Origin of the sequence: Kitasatospora sp. MAA4, assembly GCF_029893355.1 — a bacterium.
In the GTDB taxonomy this organism is placed as follows: Bacteria; Actinomycetota; Actinomycetes; order Streptomycetales; family Streptomycetaceae; genus Kitasatospora.
The window spans coordinates 32,914-51,856 of record NZ_JARZAI010000035.1 but is presented as its reverse complement, the minus strand read 5'-3'; the positions used below and the strand labels follow the sequence as shown (position 1 = coordinate 51,856).

Sequence of the window (18,943 nt, the reverse complement as noted above, 5' to 3'; positions counted from 1 at the left end):
CGTGCCGTCGAGATGGTGTCGGGCAGGGGGTGAGGTGGCAGCCAAGGCGCGGGAGATCGTTTCTGCAGGGTCGGAGCAGGCGCGGCTCGCATTGCTGTGGTCCCAGCTGCGAAGCGGGGCGGGGTCCGTGAATTGGACCCCGCCCCGCTTCGCTCATGCGAAGCTCAGCAGCCTCCTGATGCGGTCCGCGCCGAGCGCCAGCAGCAGCGTCGGAAGCCGCGGACCAGTGTCGCGACCGACGAGCAGCGTGTACAGCAGCGAGAACAGCGCACGCTGTGCCGTCTTCAGCTCCGGCGAAGCGGGCGCGTCCAACGCCAGACCGGCCTGCAGCTTCGGCACCCCGTAGAGGAGCGACGTGAGCCCCGGCAGGGACCAGTGCTCCTCCAGCCCGTCGACCAGCAGCTTGAGTGCCTCACGCTCGGTCGGTGACAGGCGGTCCAGGCGCTCGCGGTCCGGTTCGGTCCGTACCTGGGTGCGCTCCTCAGCGGGCACGTGTCCGTTCACCCAGGCCTGCGCGCGGTCGAGCCTCGGGCGGGCCTGATCCAGACTCGCCAGCGGCTCGTCCACGGTGAAGTCCCGCAGGATGCGAAGCGTCTGCTCGTCATGGCCGGTGGTGATGTCCACCACGGAGGCGAGCGTTCGGAAGGGTAGGACCTGCACGGTGGCGGGCAGGGGGCGAGTCGCGGAGCCCACCGAGCGCGCGCGTACGCTCTGCTCCCAGTCGTCGGCAAGCCCGGCGGCGACCCTGCGGCCGACGGCATCCCACTCGTCGTACAGGCGGTTGACCTCCTGGTCGAAGGCCACGGTGATCGCCTGGTTCGGCTTGCGCCGCGCGTACACCCAGCGCAGCAGCGGCGCCTCCAGGATCTGCAGTGCATCGGCGGGAGTGGGGGCTCCGCCGGCCGATCCGCTCATCTTGGCGGCGCCGCTGATGCCGACGAAGGAGTAGCCCAGGTAGGAGGGCGGCTGGCCGTCGAAGATCTCCCGCACGAGCTGCGAGCCGACGGTGAAGCTGGAACCGGGGGAGGAGTGGTCGACGCCGCCGGCCTCGAAGGTGACGCCTTCGTACGCCCAGCGCATCGGCCAGTCGACCTTCCACACCAGCTTGCCGCCGTCGGCCTGCCCGAGCGCAAATCCGTCCTGGTGCCCGCACTGGCAGCTGTAGCGGATCTCGGTGGTGGTCTCTTCGAAGGAGCTGACGGTGGTGGTGTCCCGCCCGCAGGCTGCGCAGTACGGCTTGTACGGGTAGTAGCTGCTGCCTGCGCTTTCCTCGTCGCTGTCGCCCTCCTCTGCTTCCGCCACCTCCGCCTTCTTGGCGGTGCGGTAGCGGCCGAGGACATCGTCGATCTTTTCCCGGCTTCGCATCGCGTGCAGAATCTGCTCGCGGTACGCGCCCGAGGTGTACATCTGCGTCTGGCTGATCTCGGTGACCTCTACGCCGAGCTCCGCGAGTGCGGCGCGGAACGGGATCTTGAAGTGCTCCGCCCAGCTCGAATGTTCACCGCATGGGTCGGGTACCGAGGTCAGCGGACGCCCGATGTGCTCGGCGAACGACGCGGGCAGTCCGGCCGGGACCTTGCGGAGCCGGTCGTAGTCGTCCCAGGACAGGACGTGCTTGCACTCCAGCCCGCGACGCCGGATCTCGTCGGCGACGAAGTGCGGCACCATGATCTCGCGCAGGTTGCCCAAGTGGATCGGCCCTGACGGGCTGATGCCGGACGCGCAGACCAGGGGCGAGTCAGGGCCACGGCGTTTGCCCTCGGCGATGACCTGGTCCGCTGCCGCGACCACCCAATCGCCTTGCTTCACGCCGGCCACGTTCTACCTCCTGGTATATCGCCCACTGGGACTCCTGAAGGATACGGGCAGCTGGAGTGGGGAGGTTCGCCAACACCCGAACGGGCCTTACCCTCCGGCCGGTTGTTCCACTGGCACCCTGGTCTGGCCTTCGTGACGAACCGTGACTTCATCGTGGTCCGCCAGCCTGGCTGAGAGGCTGGCTGCGACGGCCGGCGCGGCGGCCGTGCCGACGCGCAGTTGGTGAAGGAGCTGTCGTCGGCCGCAAAAAATTCCACCTCGCGGCGAGTTCCGGTTGGGCACTATCGGCGGATGGGCATGTTGGATGCAGTCGCAGGCAGAGTTGCTGGTGGGGCAACGGTGGAGTTTCGGCCGAGTGGCTCCTCGATGGTTCCTTTGATACGCAGTCGGCAGCAGGTGGTCGTCGCTCCGGTCGACCCGGCGAGGGTGGAGGTCGGGGACATCGTTCTCGCGCGGGTCGGCGGGACGGTGTACTTGCACCTGGTGTCGGCGGTGGACCGGGCCCGTAAGCGGGTGCAGATCAGCAACAATCGAGGCCGCGTCAACGGGTGGACCGGTCATGACCGTGTCTTCGGGATCTGCCTGGCGGTCGAGGGTGTGGCCCGGAGTGGCGCGGAGGGGAGGACTCTCGGGCCTACTTAGGTGGTTGGAAGCCGCCGATCCGCTGCTCCAGCAGTTCGGCCAGCCGCAGCGGGGTGCGGTCCTCGAACATCGGACCGATGAGCTGCACTCCGACCGGCAGGCCCTCGGGGGAGCGGCCCGCCGGGACGGCGGTGGCGGGTAGGCCGGGCATGGTGGCCAGGCCGGCCCAGACGAGCTGGTCGAAGTACGGGTACTCGACGCCGTCGACGTCGATCCGGCGTTCCAGCGGACTGGGACGGTGGTCGTGCGGGAACGCCGGAGTGGGTGTGACGGGGCACACCACGACGTCGAACTCGGTGAAGAGCTGCCGCCAGCCGTGGCGGTGGAGCTCGCGACGGCCGTTCACCTCGACCCAGTCGCTGTGGCTGAGCACCATGCCGCGCAGCCGCGCCGCGTCGAGACTCCGGTCGTCCTCGCTCAGTTCGGCCACACGTGACTGCAACTGCTCGCGCGCTTCGACGGGAAAGCGTGCGACGGAGCCCGACACGAGCAACTGCATGTAGAGCGTCGCGGCTTCGCTCAGGTCGGGGAGCAGCGCGCTGTGCCGTTCGACGCGCGCTCCGCCGTCGGCCAGCGCGCCGGCCACGCGGTTGACGCCCGCCCGCACGGCGGATCCGGTCGCCATGAGCGGATGGTCCTCGATGACCAGGACCCTGAAGTCGCGGAGCTCCTGGTGACGCGCCGGCGGCAGCCGCAGGTCGTAGGCCACGCCGTGCGTCAGCGGGTCCGGTCCGGCCATGACGTCGAGCAGGAGCGCGAGGTCGCGGGCGCTGCGTGCCATCGGACCGACGACGGCGAGGTCGAGGTCGACCGGCAGTGCCGGCGCTGGGGGCAGGACCATGCCGCGGTTCGCCGCCAGCCCGAGTGTCGGCTTGTGCGCGTAGATGCCGCAGAAGTGTGCGGGGGTGCGCAACGAGCCGGCGAGGTCGGAGCCGATGGACAGCGCGCCGAAGCCGGACGCCAGGGCCGCCGCTGACCCGCCGGAGGAGCCACCCGACGTGCGGCGGTGGTCCCACGGGTTGTTGGTGGTGCCGTAGATCTCGTTGAAGCTCTGGATATCCTGCAGCCCCACGGGCACGTTGGTCTTGCCGAGCACCACCGCGCCTGCGGCCTTGAGTCGCGACACCTGCACCGCGTCCTCGGCCGGCAGGTAGTTCCGGTGCTGCGGCATGCCCCAGGTCGTGGGCAGTCCGGCGATGTTGTAGGACTCCTTGACCGTCACCGGGATGCCGAGCAGCGGTCGGTCCTCACCGCGGGCGCGCGCCTGGTCGGCATCGCGCGCGGCGGCCCGTGCGCGGTCGAAGTCCGGCACGCAGATTGCGTTGATCGTCTTGTCGTCCCGCTCGATACGGGCGATCGCCTCGTCGGTCAGTTCGGTCGAGGACACGTCACCAGCACGCAGCGCGGCCGCGAGTTCTTCGGCCGTCGAGAAGTTCCAGGTCATGAATCCGACCGTAGCGACCTCGGGCGCAGGCCACGAAATGCGGCTTCGCACAAGGGGGATGGGTGGCCCGGCCCGCGCCGCTGGGTGGCGGCAGGGGCCGGGCGGTGGCGGCTCAGGTCAGGTGGACCGAGGCGTCGTCGATCAGGAAGGCGGTCCTGCCGGTGGTGGAGTGGGAGACCAGCTTGATGCCGACCGTGGAGCCGAACTCGGCTGCCACGTAGGGCGTCAGGTCGAAGGACTGGAGCTGGTAGCCCTTGGTGGCGTTGAGGTTGGACCAAGTCCGTACGGTGGCAAGGTACTTGCCGCTGTACTGGTCGTAGAGCTCCAGGGCGAGGGTGTCGGCCGCGGTGCCGCCGGGGGCGGTGGCGCCCTGGGCTGCGCCGGTGACGTTCAGCCAGAAGGAGAAGGACTCCTTGGAGTAGCCGGGGGTGGTCTCCACCCACTGGGTGATGGAGTCGTCGGTGGCGGTGTCCTGGCCGAGCCAGGCGTACGAGCTGCCGGTGTGGGGGGTGTGGGCGCTGGAGGGGGTGATGATGTTGTAGCCCGAGGGGTTCCAGGCGCCGTGGTTGGAGGTGCTGTTCTCGAAGCCGGGGTCGGTGAGCTGCTCGATCGGCGCGCAGCCGACCTGGGGGCCGTTGGCGAGGCCCCAACGGAAGCTCTGGCTCTGGGCGTTGCCCTTGTCATCGGTTCCGGTGACGGTGACCGTCCGGGTGCCGGTGGCGTTGCTGGTGCCGGTGATGCGGCCGGTGGCGGCGTTGATGTGCAGGCCGGCGGGCAGGTTCGCGGCGCTGTACCGGATCGGCCGGCCGGCGGAGTCGGAGGCCAGGACGGCGAAGTCGACGGCCTGGCCGCGCTGGGTGGTCTGGTCGCACGGCTTGGTCACCAGCAGCGCCTTGTTGCCGAAGACCGGGTCGGTGCCCATGCACAGGTGGTCGTAGTTGGACCACATCGTCTGCACCGGGAAACTACCGGTCGACAGCTGGAGGTTGAACATCCCGCCGTTGGAACCGAACGGGATCCAGGAGCACTTGTCGCCGATCTCCTGGCCGGTGGCGTCGGTCCAGGCGCCGGACGGGTTCTGGTCGGTGATGGTCTCGGCGTACTCGTGGCCGCCGATGATCCCGTAGCCGTCCAGTCGGCCGCGCGCGCCGGGGTTGATCCAGTTGGTGCCGCAGTCGGGGACGTCGGTCAGGTAGGGCATCAGGGTGTAGGCGAGCGTGCCGTACGAGCTGCGCGTGAAGGTGTGCCAGGCGCAGTAGCCGAGCTCCTTCCAGCTGTCGGAGTCCTCGCCCTTCGGGGTGTTGATGATGTACTGGACGTTGCGGTTCTGGTTGGGGTCGCCGTTGCCGAAGTGCTTGGCGGCGGCCAGGACTTCGGCGGCGATCTGGGGTTCGGTGGCGGCCTGCGGGGACGCCGCGGCGTTGTCCACCCAGACGCCGGACAGGGTCTGGCCCTGGACCGGCAGGCCGACGTGGTTGGCGCTGATCGGGCACTGGTCGGTGCCGGGGGCGATGCCCTCGCAGTACTGGGTCATCACCTTGGACCAGGTGTCGTTCGTGCTGCCCAGGCCCTTGAAGAACTCCTGCTGGTAGGGCGCGGCGCTGTCCGGGTCGCCGGTGAGCGTGGTGTCGCCGGTGCTCGGGTCGGTGCCGGGGGTGCCCCACTGGCTGCCCCAGTAGATCAGGTAGACCTTCGGCTGGCCGGTGGTGACGCCGATGGAGTCCTGGCCGCCGCGGTAGGTCATCTGCAGGTCGTAGTTGTTCATCGGCCGTTCGATGCCGCTGCCGGCCGCGTTCGCCGCCTTCTGGGCGGTGTAGGTCTTGGCATTGGGCATCACGTGCGGGCGGGTGGCGCCGAGTTGGACCCAGACGCCGTTGATCTGCTGCCAGCCCTCGGAGGACGGGTGCTGCTGGGCAACAGTGGGAGCACTGGGGGAGGAGGCGATGGCCTGGGTGGCGACGCCGGTGAAACCGCTGGTGGCGACGCCGAGGGCGAGGCCGGCCAGCAGGACGCGACGAAGGCGCGCGCCCGGGTGGGAGCGGACTGTGGGCACAGGGGTTCCTGACTCTCGGCGGTGCGGGGGCAGAGGAACGGAACAGCTGTGCAATGACACATGTCACCTGTCACACAGGTCAAGACCCGTGCATGGTGATTCGTGTTCGGTGGCGTTGAATTCTGTGAGTGGCGTGAGTGGCTACTGAGGAGTCACTCCGCTGCGGCCAGCGTGAACGCGGTGTTCACCAGGGCCACGTGGCTGAACGCCTGGGGGGGTGTTGCCGAGCTGGCGGTTGGTCAGCGGGTCCCACTCCTCCGAGAGCAGGCCCAGGTCGTTGCCGAGGCCGACGGCGCGGCCGAAGAGGTCGCGGGCCTCGGCGGTCTGGCCGATCGCCGCGAGGGCGTCGGCCAGCCAGAACGAGCAGGCCACGAAGGCGCCTTCGGTCCCCGGCAGCCCGTCCGGGGCGAGCGGTGCGCCGTCGAGGGCGTAGCGGCGCACGAAGCCGCCGTGGTCGAGCCCGTCGCGGACCGCCTCCACCGTCCGGATCACCCGGGGATCGTCCGGCGGGAGGAAGCCGGTCTTCACGACGAAGAGCGTCGCGGCGTCCAACTCCCGTCCCCCGTAGTGCTGGACGAAGACTCCGCGGACCGGGTCGTAGCCGTGCGCGAGGACGTCGGCGTGCACCGCCGACCGCATCGCGCGCCAGCGCTGGACGGGTGCCGGCAGGCCGGTGGCCTCGGCGAGCTTGACGGCGCGGTCGGCGGCCACCCAGGACATCACCTTGGAGTGCACGAAGTGCTGCCGCCCGCCCCGGACTTCCCACAGTCCCTCGTCCGGGTCGCGCCAGTGCTGCTCCAGGAACTCCATCAGTGTGCGCAGTAGCGTCCAGACCTGGCGCTCCATCGGGATGCCGGCCCGGTAGGCCAGTTCCAGGGTGTCCACCACCTCGCCGTAGACGTCGAGTTGGCGCTGTCCGACGGCCGCGTTGCCCAGCCGCACCGGCGCCGAGGCGCCGTGCCCGGGCAGCCAGCCGGCCACCGTCTCGGGCAGCCCGCGCTCGCCGGCCACCCCGTACACCGTCTGCAGGTCGCCCGGGTCGCCGGCGATCGCGCGCAGCAGCCACTGCCGCCAGGCCGCCGCCTCCTCGCGGAAGCCGCCGCGCAGCAGGGCGGAGAGCGTCATGCTGGAGTCGCGCAGCCAGCAGTAGCGGTAGTCCCAGTTGCGGACGCCGCCCAGTACCTCGGGCAGCCCGGCGGTCGGCGCGGCGACGATGCCGCCGGTCGGTGCGTAGGCGAGCGCCTTGAGGGTGATCAGCGAGCGCAGCACGGCGGCGTGCCACTCACCGCGATAGCGGCAGCCCGCCGCCCAGCGCTGCCAGCCCTCGGTGGTCTCGCGCAGCGCGCGCCGCGGGTCGGTGCGCCGGGTGCCGGAGCGGTGCGAGGGCTGCCAGGTGAGCACGAACGGCACCTGCTCGCCGGCCCGCACGGTGAACTCGGACCGGGTGGCCTGCTCGGAGCCGAAGGTGTGCACCCCGGCGGGGACGCGCAGCCAGGCCGCGTCCGGGCCGGCCACCGCGACCCGGTGGTGGTCGGTGCGCCGCACCCACGGCACACTGCGCCCGTAGTTGAAGCGCAGCCGCAGCTCGCCGCACATCGCCACCGCGCCGCGCAACCCCTCCACGATCCGGATCAGCTGCGGGTCGCGGTCGCGCTGCGGCATGAAGTCGGTGACCCGGACCGCGCCGGTGGGGGTCTCCCAGAGCGTCTCCAGCACCAGCGTGCCGTCCTGGTAGCCGCGGCCGGCGGGCTCCGCCGCGCCGACCGGTGCGAGCCGCCAGTGGCCGTGCCGCTCGTCGCCGAGCAGCGCGGCGAAGCAGCTGGGGGAGTCGAATCGCGGCAGGCAGAGCCAGTCGACCGAGCCGCCCCGGCCGACCAGCGCGGCCGTCTGCAGGTCGCCGATCAGGGCGTAGTCCTCGATCCGTCCTGCCATGCAGCCATTCTGCGCCGGTCCGGGAGTCCAGGAGGTATCCTGCCCGCCGGTTGCGGTCATCGGTGAACCGTAGGATGATCTTTGTGCCTCTTGTCTATTTCTGTGCCGGAAGGGGTCTCTGATGCAGCAGCGACCACCGTGGGTGCCTGCTGGCATGGATCTTGACCGACCCAATGCGGCTCGTGTGTACGACTACTACCTCGGCGGCTCGCACAACTTCGCCGCCGACCGCGAGATGGCCCGCCAGGCCGTGAAGCTCTGGCCCGACCTGCCGCTGATCATGCGGGCCAACCGCGCCTTCCTGCGCCGATCCGTGCAGTACCTGGCCGAGCAGGGCATCACCCGCTTCCTGGACATCGGCTCCGGCATCCCGACCTTCGGCGCGGTGCACGAGATATCGCGCGACATCCGGCCCGGGAGCCGGGTGGTCTACGTCGACAAGGACCCGGTCGCCGTCGCGCACAGCCGGCTGCTGCTCAAGGACGACCCGCTCAGCCAGGTGGTGCACGCCGACCTGACCGACCCCGCCGACCTGCTCGCCCGGCCCGAGGTCGTCGAGCTGCTGGCGCCCGGCGAGCCGGTGGCGGTGCTGCTGGTCGCGGTGCTGCACTTCGTCACCGACGAGGAGGACCCGGAGGGCATCGTCGCCACCCTGCGCGACGCGCTGCCGCCGGGCAGTGCGCTGGCGCTCTGCCACGCCTCCCTGGAGGGCCGCCCCGACCAGGCCGGCCCGCACCAGGATCTGTACAACCGCACGCCGACCCCGCTGACGATGCGCTCGATGGAGCGGATCCGCGGGCTCTTCGACGGCTTCGAGCTGGTCGAGCCCGGCGTCGTCTACCTGCCGCAGTGGCGCCCGGAGGTACCGACCGCGGTCGGTCCGCATCCCGAGCGGATGGTCGGCGTGGTCGGAGTGGGGCACCGGAGGTGACCGGGCCGCCGCCGGCGGGCGACGACACGGCCAACGGGTTCCCCGAGAGCTGGGCCCTGCTGCTGCAGAGCGGCCAGGGCGCGGCCATGCACCCGGGAGCGCTGCGCCGGCTGGTGGCCAGGACGACCGCGCTGCTGCACCACACCGAGCACGGCGCCGACTTCGACGCCGGGTCGGCCGAGGAGGCCGGCGCGCTGCTGGTGGACGCGCACTTCACCGACCCCGAGCTGCTGGCCCGCGCGGTCGGCCTGCTGCACGGCAGCGACCTCGCCCAGGGCCGGACCGCCGAGCTCACCGGGGCCTTCGCCGCCGGCTGGGCGGCCGCGCTGCGCGAGCGCACGCTGCAGGAGCAGGAGGCCATCCGGCTGGCCGCCGACACCGCGCGCAAGGAGGCCGAGCGGGCCCTGCGCGAGTCGGAGGCGCGCTTCAGGGCGCTCTTCGAGAGCGCCGCGATCGGCATCGGCATCGGCGACGTCGAGGGCAACATCCTGGCCGCCAACAAGGCCCTGCAGGACATCTTCGGCGCCCGGCCGGAAGACCTGCACGGCCGCCGGGTCAACGACCTGGTGCACCCGGAGGACACCCCGGGCGTCTGGGAGGCGTACGAGGAGCTGGTCAGCGGCAAGCGCGAGCACTTCCAGTTCGACAAGCCGTACTACCGCCAGGACGGCGAGGTGGTCTGGACCCACCTGACCTGCTCGCTGATCCGCGACGACGAGGGCCTGCCGGTCTACCAGGTGGCGATGCTGGAGGACATCACCGACCGCTACCGCCTCCAGGAGCGGCTGCGCCACCAGGCCACCCACGACCCGCTCACCGGCCTGCCGAACCGCACGGCGTTCTTCGAGCGGCTGGAGGCGCTCTTCGAGTCGCCGGAGCCGGGCGCCAGGTTCGGCCTGTGCTACGTGGACCTGGACGGCTTCAAGGTGGTCAACGACAGCCTGGGCCACGAGATGGGCGACCAGCTGCTGGCCGCCGTCGCGCTGCGCCTGGAGGCCGCGCTGCGTCCGCTGGGACACCTGGTGGCGCGGCTGGGCGGCGACGAGTTCGTGGTGCTGCTGGAGAACTGCCGGGGCGAGCAGGAGGCCGTCGCGGCCGCCAAGACGGTGCTGGCGGCGCTGGCCAAGCCGGTGCCGATCGACGGCCACCGCCTCGCCGTCGGCGCCAGCGTGGGCGTGCTGGAGCGGCCGGTGGCGGCCACCACGCCGATGGCGGCCGTACGGGCGGCGGACCTCACGCTCTACCGCGCCAAGGAGGAGGGCCGCGGCCGCTGGACGCTCTTCGACCCGCAGCGCAACGCCCGCGCGGTGAGCCGGTACGCGGTCTCGGTGCGGATGCCCGTCGCGCTCGACCGCGGGGAGTTCTACATCGACTACCAGCCGCTCTGCGCGCTGGCGGACGGCTCGCTGGCGGCCGTCGAGGCGCTGGTGCGCTGGCGGCACCCGCAGCTGGGCGTACTGGGCCCGGACGAGTTCATCGGCACCGCGGAGGAGACCGGCCTGATCATGCCGCTCGGCCGCTGGGTGCTGGAGCAGGCCTGCGGCCAGGCGGCCGACTGGGTCAAGCAGTTCGGCGACCGTGCGCCGCAGATCAACGTCAACCTGGCGGTCCGTCAGGTGCGCAACGCCGGCCTGGTGTCCGACATCGACCGGATCCTGCGCTCCTCGGGCCTGGACCCGCGGATGCTCCAACTGGAGATCACCGAGAGCGCGGTGGTCGGGCCGCAGGACGAGTCGGTGCGGGCCCTGCACTCCCTGGTCGACCTGGGCGTCTCGCTGGCCGTGGACGACTTCGGCACCGGCTGGTCCAACCTCGCCTACCTGCGCGACCTGCCGGTCTCCAGCCTGAAGATCGCGGGCTCCTTCGTCAGCGACCTGAAGGAGTCCGGCAAGGAGCAGCTGCTCGGCTGGCGGATCATCGGCGGCCTGGTCTCACTGGCGCACACACTGGGACTGACGGTCACCGCCGAGGGCGTGGAGAACGCCGACCACGCCGAGCGGCTGCGCGTCATGGGCTGCGACTGGGCGCAGGGCTGGCACTTCGGCCGGCCGGCCAGGCCCGAGGCGATCGCCCGCCGGATCACCGACTCACTTCGGTAGTCGAACCAAACCTGCCGCCCAAACCTCTCGCCCAAGCCTCTCGCCGCGTGCCCGAGCGATCTCACCGCCTGCCCGACGCGACGACCGCGCCGCTGATCCGGCGGGCGGCGAACCCGCTGCCGCAGACGAAGCGCAGCACCGGGCCGAAGGTCGCGGCGGCGGACAGGCCCGCGAAGTACAGCCCCGGCACGGAGGACTCGAACTCCGCGGAGAGCAGCGGCGCGGTGCCGGTGCAGGTCAGCGCCCGGCGCAGCTCGGGGTCGAGCAGCCGCAACCGGTCGACGTCCACCCGGTAGCCGGTCGCGGAGAGCACGTGGTCGGCCTCCAGTACCTCGGGCCGGGCCTGGCCGCCGCGCAGCTCCAGCCGCACCGGCCCCTCGCCGTCGGCCACCGAGCGGTGCAGGCTGCGGCCGGTCAGCTGCGGGAACCGCCCGTCCACCCGCTCGCGCAGCCACCAGGCGCCGGACGGCCCGAGCACCGTGCGCAGCAACCTGGCCCGGGTCTCCTCGGGCAGGTAGCGGTAGACGTGCGGTGCGTGCGCGAAGGCCACCAGCGACCAGCCGGGCCCCAGCGGCGAGGCGGGCTTGACCATGCGCACCGGCAGCGGTCGGTCGGTGGGGCTGTCGGTGGGCGGCGGCTCGCCGAACAGCAGCTTGCGGGTGCGGGCCACCAGGATGGGCAGGGCGCCCGCCTCGTACAGCAGGGCGGCGCTCTCCAGCGCCGACTGCCCCGCGCCGACCACCGCGACCCGGCGGCCCGTGAAGACCGCCAGGTCGGCGTGGTCGGCCGGGTGCGAGGCGCGGCCGTCGGCGAGCAGCGGATCCAGCACCGGCGGCAGGTACGGGTACGGGCCGAGGCCCGTGGCCAGCACGACCCGGCGGCTGCCGAAGGCCTCGCCGGACGCAAGCGTGATCCGGAAGGCGTCGCGGTGGTAGCTGATCCGCTCGACCTTCTCGCGCTCCACCTCGGGCACGCAGCGCTCCTGGAACCACCGGCCGTAGCGGATGAACTCCTCGATCGGCACCGGGTGCTGGTCCTCGCCGGACGGGCGGCCCTCCTCGGCGCGGAAGTCCTGCAGCCGGCAGTGGGCGCCCGGGTCGGCGATCGAGGAGGCACGCGGGGTGGACTTCAGGAACATCCCGGCCGGCATCCGCGTGGACCAGCTGTCCATCGGCTCGCCGAACACCCGCAGCGGGACCTTGCGGGCCCGCAGGTGCGCGGCGATCGCCAGGCCGTACGGGCCGGCGCCGACTACGGTGACGGGGATGTCCGGGTGCGGGCCCATCTGGCGTCCTCCTCCTGCGCTGCTGCGCCCCCGTACCAGGATGCGCCGTCCGGGGCCGGGCAGCACCTCACGAATCGAGGCCGTGACGCACTCCGACGGGCCTGACCTGGACCGCACGGTCCCCGCCCTGCCGGTCAAGGTGGGCCGCTACCCGCGGCACCACGGCGGCGTCGGCGTGATCCGCACGCTCGGACGCCGCGGTGTGCCGGTGTACGCCACGGTCTGGAGGCGGCGGTGCCGGCCGGCGGGCCGCTCTCGGTGCTGGTGCAGGAGTACCTGCCGCCCGAGCGGTCGGAGGACTGGATCACCCACCTGTACTGCCGGCGAACGGTGCTCCGCAGGTGGTGTTCACCGGGCTCAAGCTGCGCGCCTGGCCGCCGCAGGCCGGCGTGACCACCCGGGCCTGCGCGCTGCCCAACCGCGCCCTGGCCAGCGCCAGCCGCGGACCTTCGTGGTCGGGCAGCTGGACCTGCCCTCGGCGCTCTGCTGGGCCTTCGCGAACGCCCGCTGCCGGCCGCGGCCGAGGCCCTTCGGTTCGGCGGGACGATCGCAGGCAGGATCGCCCGCGCCTTCGGCCAAGTGGTCTGACTGCCGGGGCTCTTGACATGTCGTCATGTCCAGGCCAAGTTGGCGGGACAGACGACAAGGAGACCCCCACGTGAAGACCTCCCTGATCGGCGCCCTGGCCGCGACCCTGCTCGCCGGCACCGGCGCACTGGCCGGCGCCGCCCCCGCCCAGGCCACCGCCCCCGCCCCCGCAGTAACTGTCAACTACGCCGGAACCGTCGCGCTGAGCGACTGCTCCGGCTCGGTGGTGCGGATGCCCAACTCCGTGAGCAGCGACCCCGCCCTGGTACTCACCAACGGCCACTGCCTGGAGACCGGCATGCCCGACCCGGGCCAGGTCATCGTCGACCAGCCCTCCAGCCGCAGCTTCACCCTGCTCAGCGCCTCCGGCGGCCGGCTCGGCACGCTGCGCGCCAGCAAGGTCGTCTACTCGACCATGACCGACACCGACGTGACGCTCTACCAGCTGAACACCAGCTACGCCGCGATACAACAGCGGTACGGCATCAGCCCGTTGACGGTCTCACCGGACCACCCGGTGGCCGGCGACGCGATCAAGGTGGTCTCCGGCTACTGGAAGACCACCTACTCATGCTCCATCGACGGCTTCGTCTACCAACTGGACGAGGGGAGTTGGACCTGGAAGGACTCGGTCCGCTACACCTCCACCTGCAACACCATCGGCGGCACCTCCGGCTCCCCGGTGATCGACACCGCCACCGGCCTGCTGGTCGCGGTCAACAACACCGGCAACGAGAACGGCGAGACCTGCACCGTCGACAACCCCTGCGAGGTCGACGAGAACGGCAACGTGACGGTCCACCAGGGCACCAACTACGCCGAGGAGACCTACCTGCTGACCGCCTGCTTCGCCCCCGGCAACAAGCTCGACCTGACCCTGCCGGGCTGCGTGCTGCCAACTCCCTGACGCACCGGTCCGGTCGGGTGTTCTGGGACGCGAGGCAACTCGCGCCCCAGGACAGTGCGGCCGAGGCGGTGAGTCGCGGCATCGGCGGTCACCGCCTCCGCCGGGACAGGCGGCGCGTACCGGGAACTCGCCGCCGTCCACTCGGCCAGCGCGACCCGGAAGCACTCCAGGGCACCGGCGAACGCACCGTCGCGCTCCTGAACCGCGGTGCGCGCCCACCAGAAGCTCAACTCCTGCGCCCGCAGCAGCTCGTGCGCCCGCCCCTCAGCATCCCGGATCGACAGCCCGGCGGTGCGGACCAGCGCGGCGACCGCGGTGAACGTGTCCTCGGGTGCGGCGGCGAGGTCGTTCGCGAGGTAACCGCAGGCGGAGAACGAGCGCAGCAACTCCTGTACCAGCGGCGTGTTCCAGTCGGGCGTGACGCACTGCTCGGCGAGTTCGCACCACATCGCGGCCAGCAGCATCCCGCCGTCGGCCGGCCGCAGCAGCTGGTACTCGTGAAGCGTCGGGGTTCGCCCCGGCCGCACGTAGTCGACCAGCTTCTCGTGCGCAGCCCGGATCCACGCGGCCAGTTGCCGCCGATACCGCCCCCACCAGAACCCCGGCATCACCTCCCGCGTCCGTCGCACCAGATCCGCAAGCGCCCGCACCAGAGGATGATCGCCAACCGTCGGCTGCGCGTCCCCGGCCACGGCATCCAGCAGCGCCAGAACTAGCCGATCAATAACCTCCGGCGGAGCGTCACGCGGCTCCCGGTCGAACTCGTCATCCAGCAGCCAGACCAGCAACGCCCACTGCACGCCCAAGTGCAGAGGCGCGCCGACCGCAGTGGGCCACGCCCTGAGACAGAGGTCGACGTACCCGTGGCCGAGAAATTCGTCAGGCGCCGGATGGACATCGAGCTGCACCATCCACGTACGAGCACCTACGTACAGGTCCGTGCGCCGGGGGTCTGTCACCGGTTCCATCGGGCCGCCTTGCGAGCCACGCCGTCGTCCGCAGCCCGTTGCTGTGCCAGGTCGTGGCAGACGCAACCCGAGGCGGTGCAGCCGCAGAACACGTAGCGGCTGGCCTGGTCCTGCGCGTTGCCCGTGCACAGCTCGTGTCGATCGTCGCCGCACGCGGCGCTGAGCGGAGCGGGTGGGGTCGTCATCGGGGGACCTCCGCGTGCTCAGAGCAGGCGACGACTGCCCAGCCGAGCTGGATCTGCCCGGAGGCCGTGTATCGGTGGCCGGCGGGGGTGAGAGGGCCCTCTGTGGTGCCGCAGTGGATGCAGGCTTCGCCGTGGAGGCGTACGGGGCTGATGGCGTCCTGGATAGCCGGTTCAGCGTCGGGGGGTTCTTGCTTCGCTGTCACGTCCTCGATCATGGCCGTGAGCAACGGGCGCGAGTGACACAGTGTGTGTCATCGTCAAATGGCCCGCGCCCACCGGGCGAACGCCAGCAGTTGCTCGTCACGAGTCCGATCGAGGCGTACCAACGTGGCGAGTTCAGCACGGACTTGGCCGTGCTCGCGGACGTGCTGGGGTGCGATGCGGCGGGCGAGCTGCAAGGATTCCTGGGCGTGGTCGCGGCGGCCGAGCTGCATCTGGGCGCGCGCGAGGTCGATGTAGTAGTGGCTCCGTCGCTCTGACGGCAGGTTGTGCGGGGGCTGCCAGCTGCTGGCGGCGCGGATGGCGGAGTTGAGGCCGGGTGCGTTGCCGAGCTCGACGGCGACGGCGAGGCGGTGGATCTGGAGGGAGTCGGGTCCGGCTGCGGTGCCGTGGTAGACCCTCTCGCGAATGCCGGCGGTGAGGGCGGCGGCTTCGGTGAGGTGGGTGTGGGCGGTGTCGGGGTCGCGCATGCGGCCGGCGACGACAGCGGCACGCATGTGGAGTGCTCCGACGGTGGCCTGTAGTTGTTCGGTGGCGGGGGCTGGGGCGGTGTCGATGGCTTGCTGGAGCGCGCGGAGGCCGACGGGGAGTATGCCGCTGGCGAAGAACACCTCGGTTCGGACGTACGCGGCGACGGCCGTGAGGGCTGGATCCTCGGCGATGCCGGCCGCCCAGCGGATCAGCTCGACGAGGCGTCCGGACAGGTCGGTGTGGCCGTGCTTGTACGCGGCTGCGTCGGCGGCACGGTAGGCCGCGGTGAGGAGCCGGGCGGCCTGCTGGCGATCGGCGCCCTGGTACAGCTGGACGGCGCACTGCAGTTCGGCGAGGAGCGGTGCGATCCCGGCGGCGAGGCGGGCGTAGTCCGAGTGGAGACGCTGACCGACGACGACCTGTACGGCGGTGCCGAGTTGCGAGAGTGGACGCACGGGAACGTCGTCGGGCAGATCGTAGGTGGCGATGACGGACCGGATGGCCGGAATGGCGGCGTGGACGCGGCTGTCGGTGTGGCCGGGCCCTTCGAGGAGGTGGTCTGCTGTGGTGTGCAGGGCTTGGGCGATGGCCTGAAGGACGTCGTCGCCAGGTGCGCGCCGGCCTTGCTCGACCTTGCGGATCATGCTGGGTGAGACGAGTGCCTTGGTGGCGAGTTCGACTTGGGTGAGGCCGCGGGCGTTGCGAAGTGTGGCGATCCGGGGGCCGAGAGCGGCGGTGGTTCCGGTCATGTGGGAACGGTAACGCGCCTACTGCTCGGCCGTGAGATGGTCGGCGAGGTCGGTGAGGGAGTTGACGCACCAGTCGGCCGCGGTGGCTTCGGGGTGGTCGGCCCGAAGGTGTCCGATGGGGCCCCGGCGCAGGTGCGCGGTGCGGAGGCCGGCCGCGCGGGCAGGCGTGATGTCGTTGGCAGGGTGGTCGCCGACGTACACGATCTCGTGACGCTCGCCGGGTGCCCAGGCTGCGACCTTCTCGAAGAAGCCGGCTGCGGGCTTGGCGATGCCCCATTCGGCGGATGTGGCGATCGCGTCGGCGGGCAGCTGCAAGCCGCGCAGGAGCTGGTTGACGCGGGCGTTTTGGTTACCGGCGATTCCGACCCAGATTCCGGCGTCGCAGAGTAGTTGGAGGGCGGGCCGGACGTCGGGATAGAGGTCGGTCTCGTCGAGGTACTCGTCGCAGCCGGCGGCGCGGCGGGCGTCCCATTCGGCGGGGACGTCGCAGCCCGGCTTGATTCGGCGGATCGCTTCGGCGTTGTCGAGTTCCTGGGCGATGACGGCACCGACCAGCGCGGACATGGTGTGCGGGGGAACGCCGAGCCAGTCAGCCCAGTCTCGCCAGTAGCGAGTGTCGGAGGTGAGGGTCTCTCCGATGTCGAAGACCACAGCGCGGATCGTCATGGCGGCAGCGTAGTCGGGCCTGCCTCGGTGGCTGGGCCGTCGGCCTGCTCCTCCACGGCTTGCTCAACGCCGGGATCCGCGCCAAAACTACGGCGAACCGCAGAGTGTCCGAAAGTGAGCTCTGGCCGATCTGGTGGCCTTGCGCAGCCCGCGGGACGCCCGCGAGGCTGGGTGGACCGGCTGACCAGCAGTGCTCGTGGTGGGAGGTGAGGGAACGCCCGGTGAGTGCGTCGCGCGGGTATCCGCGCCGGGTGCGGCCAGTCGGCAACTCTTCTTCACCGCCTGCAGGAAGGTTCCGCTCGTGCCGCCTTCGTCGACCTCCCCGCTGCTGAAGTACCGCACTTCCACCAGCCCGGCGCCGCTGCAGGCGGATGCCGACTTCCCCACCCCGGCCACCATCAACCTGGCCGTCCTGCCCGGGAACCAGGCCGTTCACTGCTCCCGCATCGAGATCGCCGTGCCGGCGGACGACACCCGCGATCGGGCGTACTTCGCCCAGGCGCCGGTGCCTGCCAGCAGCAGCGGTGACTGGACCTTCTCGGTCCGGAAGGGCACTGGGCAGAAGCTGAACCTCCCCGGGGCTCCTGTGGGCTCGTACTACGTGATCACCTTCCAGCTGCAGAACCCGCAGCGAGACCTGATCAACTACCCGCTGAACTTCGGTCTCAGCGGCAGTCTGCTCTCCTCCGGCGGCCCGCTCACCTACCGGATCCTGGAGCGTTCGAAGACCTCCGCGGGTGCCGGTTACACGCAGAAGTACAGCAGGCGGACCATGACGGTCGTCGAACCCGCCTTCTACCTGCACAGTTTCCTGGCCCGGGGCAGCCAGGCCGCGACGAGCGCGCCGCTGACGAGCTTCACCTCCGGTAGCCCCGTCCACCTCACCTGGGAGAGCAACGGCAGCCACTTCCAGCTGTACGACGGCAGATCCACCAGCCCGATCCAGCAGGGTGCCGCCACGTCCTTCAGCCTCCCGAACGGCATTTTCAGCGACACCACGTTCATCGTCGCGGCAACCGTGCTCTCGGGGTCCCAGGGCGCCGCCAACGGCTTCACCCCGGTCTACCAGTACGCCACCCTCACGCTCACCGTCCCCAACCCCACCCTGGACTCACTGACCGTGCGCGGCGGCATCGCCGCCCAGTCCACGGTGACCGTGAATGGACCGCTGTACGCCAACGGCAACCTCGCCGTCAGTGAGGGCGGGCGAACGAAGTTCTCGACGGTCGGCGTCACCGGGGCCCGCGTCCTGGGGGACCTCTCCGCCGACTACCAGCTCAGTGTCACGGGAACCCTCGTCGCGAACGGCTTCCTCGTCGCCAACGACAACGTCATCGTCAGTGAGGGCGGGCGCACGAAGTTCTCCTCGGTCAACGTCGACGGGCTCCGCGTCGTGGGAGAGCTCACCGCCGAGTCCCGGCTCAGCGTCGCGGGAGACCTGGTGGCGCACGGCGTGCTGTATGCCAACAAGGACATCGACGTCAGCGACGGCGGCACCACGAAGTTCACCACGGTCGGCGTCAACGGCCTGCGCGTGACGCGAGAGCTCGCCGCCAAGTCCGGACTCAGCGTCGAGGGAGACCTGGTGGCGCACGGAGTGCTGTATGCCAACAGGGACATCAACGTGGGCTACGGCGGTACCACGAAGTTCACCACGGTCGGCGCCAACGGCCTCCGCGTGACCAAGGAGCTCACCTCCGAGGGCGTCATCTACGCCAGGAAGGGCGTCAAATAGTAGCCGTTCGTACGGTGAGGTGAGGATAGGTGCGAGGGCCGTGCTGGTGTGCACGGCCCTCGCACCGGGTGTGGGGCGCCCCGTTCCCGCCCTCGTCGTCCGGATCTGCACGTGGTGGTGAGTTGTGCGGTGTGCTCTGTCACCTGTACGCGGTGCTGAGCTGCACTGTTGGTGAGGAATCGAACCCCTGCGTTGCTCTTCACGCGCCAAGGGCCGGATAGACCGCCGACCCGCGGTGTGTGCACGCCTCC

12 protein-coding genes and 1 pseudogene are annotated in these 18,943 nt (G+C 71.0%); 4 read left to right on the top strand and 9 right to left on the bottom strand.

The window, feature by feature from the left end:
• Nucleotides 1-153: 153 nt before the first annotated feature.
• The 4 genes and pseudogenes from lysS to P3T37_RS32555 form a co-directional block, all read right to left on the bottom strand.
• Nucleotides 154-1,818 (bottom strand): lysine--tRNA ligase, encoded by a 1,665-nt coding sequence (lysS, locus tag P3T37_RS32570; protein ID WP_280727532.1) that lies wholly within the window; start codon nt 1,816-1,818, stop codon nt 154-156.
• A gap of 634 nt (nt 1,819-2,452) precedes the next feature.
• Entirely contained in the window at nt 2,453-3,904 is a 1,452-nt protein-coding gene (locus P3T37_RS32565) for an amidase (RefSeq protein WP_280727531.1), read from the bottom strand.
• Nucleotides 3,905-4,016: 112 nt separating this feature from the next.
• Nucleotides 4,017-5,957, bottom strand: a complete 1,941-nt coding sequence (locus P3T37_RS32560) for a putative Ig domain-containing protein (RefSeq protein WP_280727530.1) — start codon at nt 5,955-5,957, stop codon at nt 4,017-4,019.
• 152 nt (nt 5,958-6,109) lie between these two features.
• A pseudogene (locus P3T37_RS32555) lies at nt 6,110-7,889 on the bottom strand (glycoside hydrolase family 15 protein).
• 154 nt (nt 7,890-8,043) lie between these two features.
• Between P3T37_RS32555 and P3T37_RS32550 the strand changes: the two are divergent.
• Both P3T37_RS32550 and P3T37_RS32545 read left to right on the top strand, forming a co-directional pair.
• Complete coding sequence (locus P3T37_RS32550) at nt 8,044-8,820, top strand: SAM-dependent methyltransferase (protein WP_280727529.1); 777 nt, start codon at nt 8,044-8,046, stop codon at nt 8,818-8,820.
• Nucleotides 8,817-10,919 (top strand): EAL domain-containing protein, encoded by a 2,103-nt coding sequence (locus tag P3T37_RS32545; RefSeq protein WP_280727528.1) that lies wholly within the window; start codon nt 8,817-8,819, stop codon nt 10,917-10,919. Before P3T37_RS32550 ends, P3T37_RS32545 begins: the two co-directional genes overlap by 4 nt.
• A gap of 61 nt (nt 10,920-10,980) precedes the next feature.
• Here P3T37_RS32545 and P3T37_RS32540 read toward each other — a convergent pair whose 3' ends face one another.
• Nucleotides 10,981-12,204 (bottom strand): NAD(P)-binding domain-containing protein, encoded by a 1,224-nt coding sequence (locus P3T37_RS32540; protein WP_280727527.1) that lies wholly within the window; start codon nt 12,202-12,204, stop codon nt 10,981-10,983.
• 658 nt (nt 12,205-12,862) lie between these two features.
• Here P3T37_RS32540 and P3T37_RS32535 point away from each other — a divergent pair.
• Complete coding sequence (locus P3T37_RS32535; RefSeq protein WP_280727526.1) at nt 12,863-13,699, top strand: serine protease; 837 nt, start codon at nt 12,863-12,865, stop codon at nt 13,697-13,699.
• On the opposite strand, the gene P3T37_RS32530 is transcribed toward P3T37_RS32535, so the two are convergent.
• The 4 genes from P3T37_RS32530 to P3T37_RS32515 form a co-directional block, all read right to left on the bottom strand.
• Nucleotides 13,621-14,610, bottom strand: coding sequence for a terpene synthase family protein (locus tag P3T37_RS32530; protein WP_280727525.1), 990 nt, complete (start codon nt 14,608-14,610; stop codon nt 13,621-13,623). The two genes, P3T37_RS32535 and P3T37_RS32530, sit on opposite strands and share 79 nt — an antisense overlap.
• A 44-nt stretch (nt 14,611-14,654) precedes the next feature.
• Nucleotides 14,655-14,852 carry a hypothetical protein gene (locus P3T37_RS32525; protein ID WP_280727524.1) on the bottom strand — a complete coding sequence of 66 codons (198 nt, stop codon included), beginning with the start codon at nt 14,850-14,852 and terminating at the stop codon, nt 14,655-14,657.
• Nucleotides 14,853-15,109: 257 nt separating this feature from the next.
• Entirely contained in the window at nt 15,110-16,291 is a 1,182-nt protein-coding gene (locus P3T37_RS32520) for a helix-turn-helix transcriptional regulator (protein WP_280727523.1), read from the bottom strand.
• An 18-nt stretch (nt 16,292-16,309) separates the two neighbouring features.
• A complete protein-coding gene (locus tag P3T37_RS32515; RefSeq protein ID WP_280727522.1) occupies nt 16,310-16,957 on the bottom strand; it encodes an HAD family hydrolase in 648 nt (215 codons plus the stop codon).
• Between the two features lie 301 nt (nt 16,958-17,258).
• Between P3T37_RS32515 and P3T37_RS32510 the strand changes: the two genes are divergently transcribed.
• On the top strand, nt 17,259-18,692 hold the full coding sequence (locus tag P3T37_RS32510; protein ID WP_280727521.1) for a hypothetical protein: 1,434 nt from the start codon (nt 17,259-17,261) through the stop codon (nt 18,690-18,692).
• Nucleotides 18,693-18,943 lie beyond the last annotated feature (251 nt).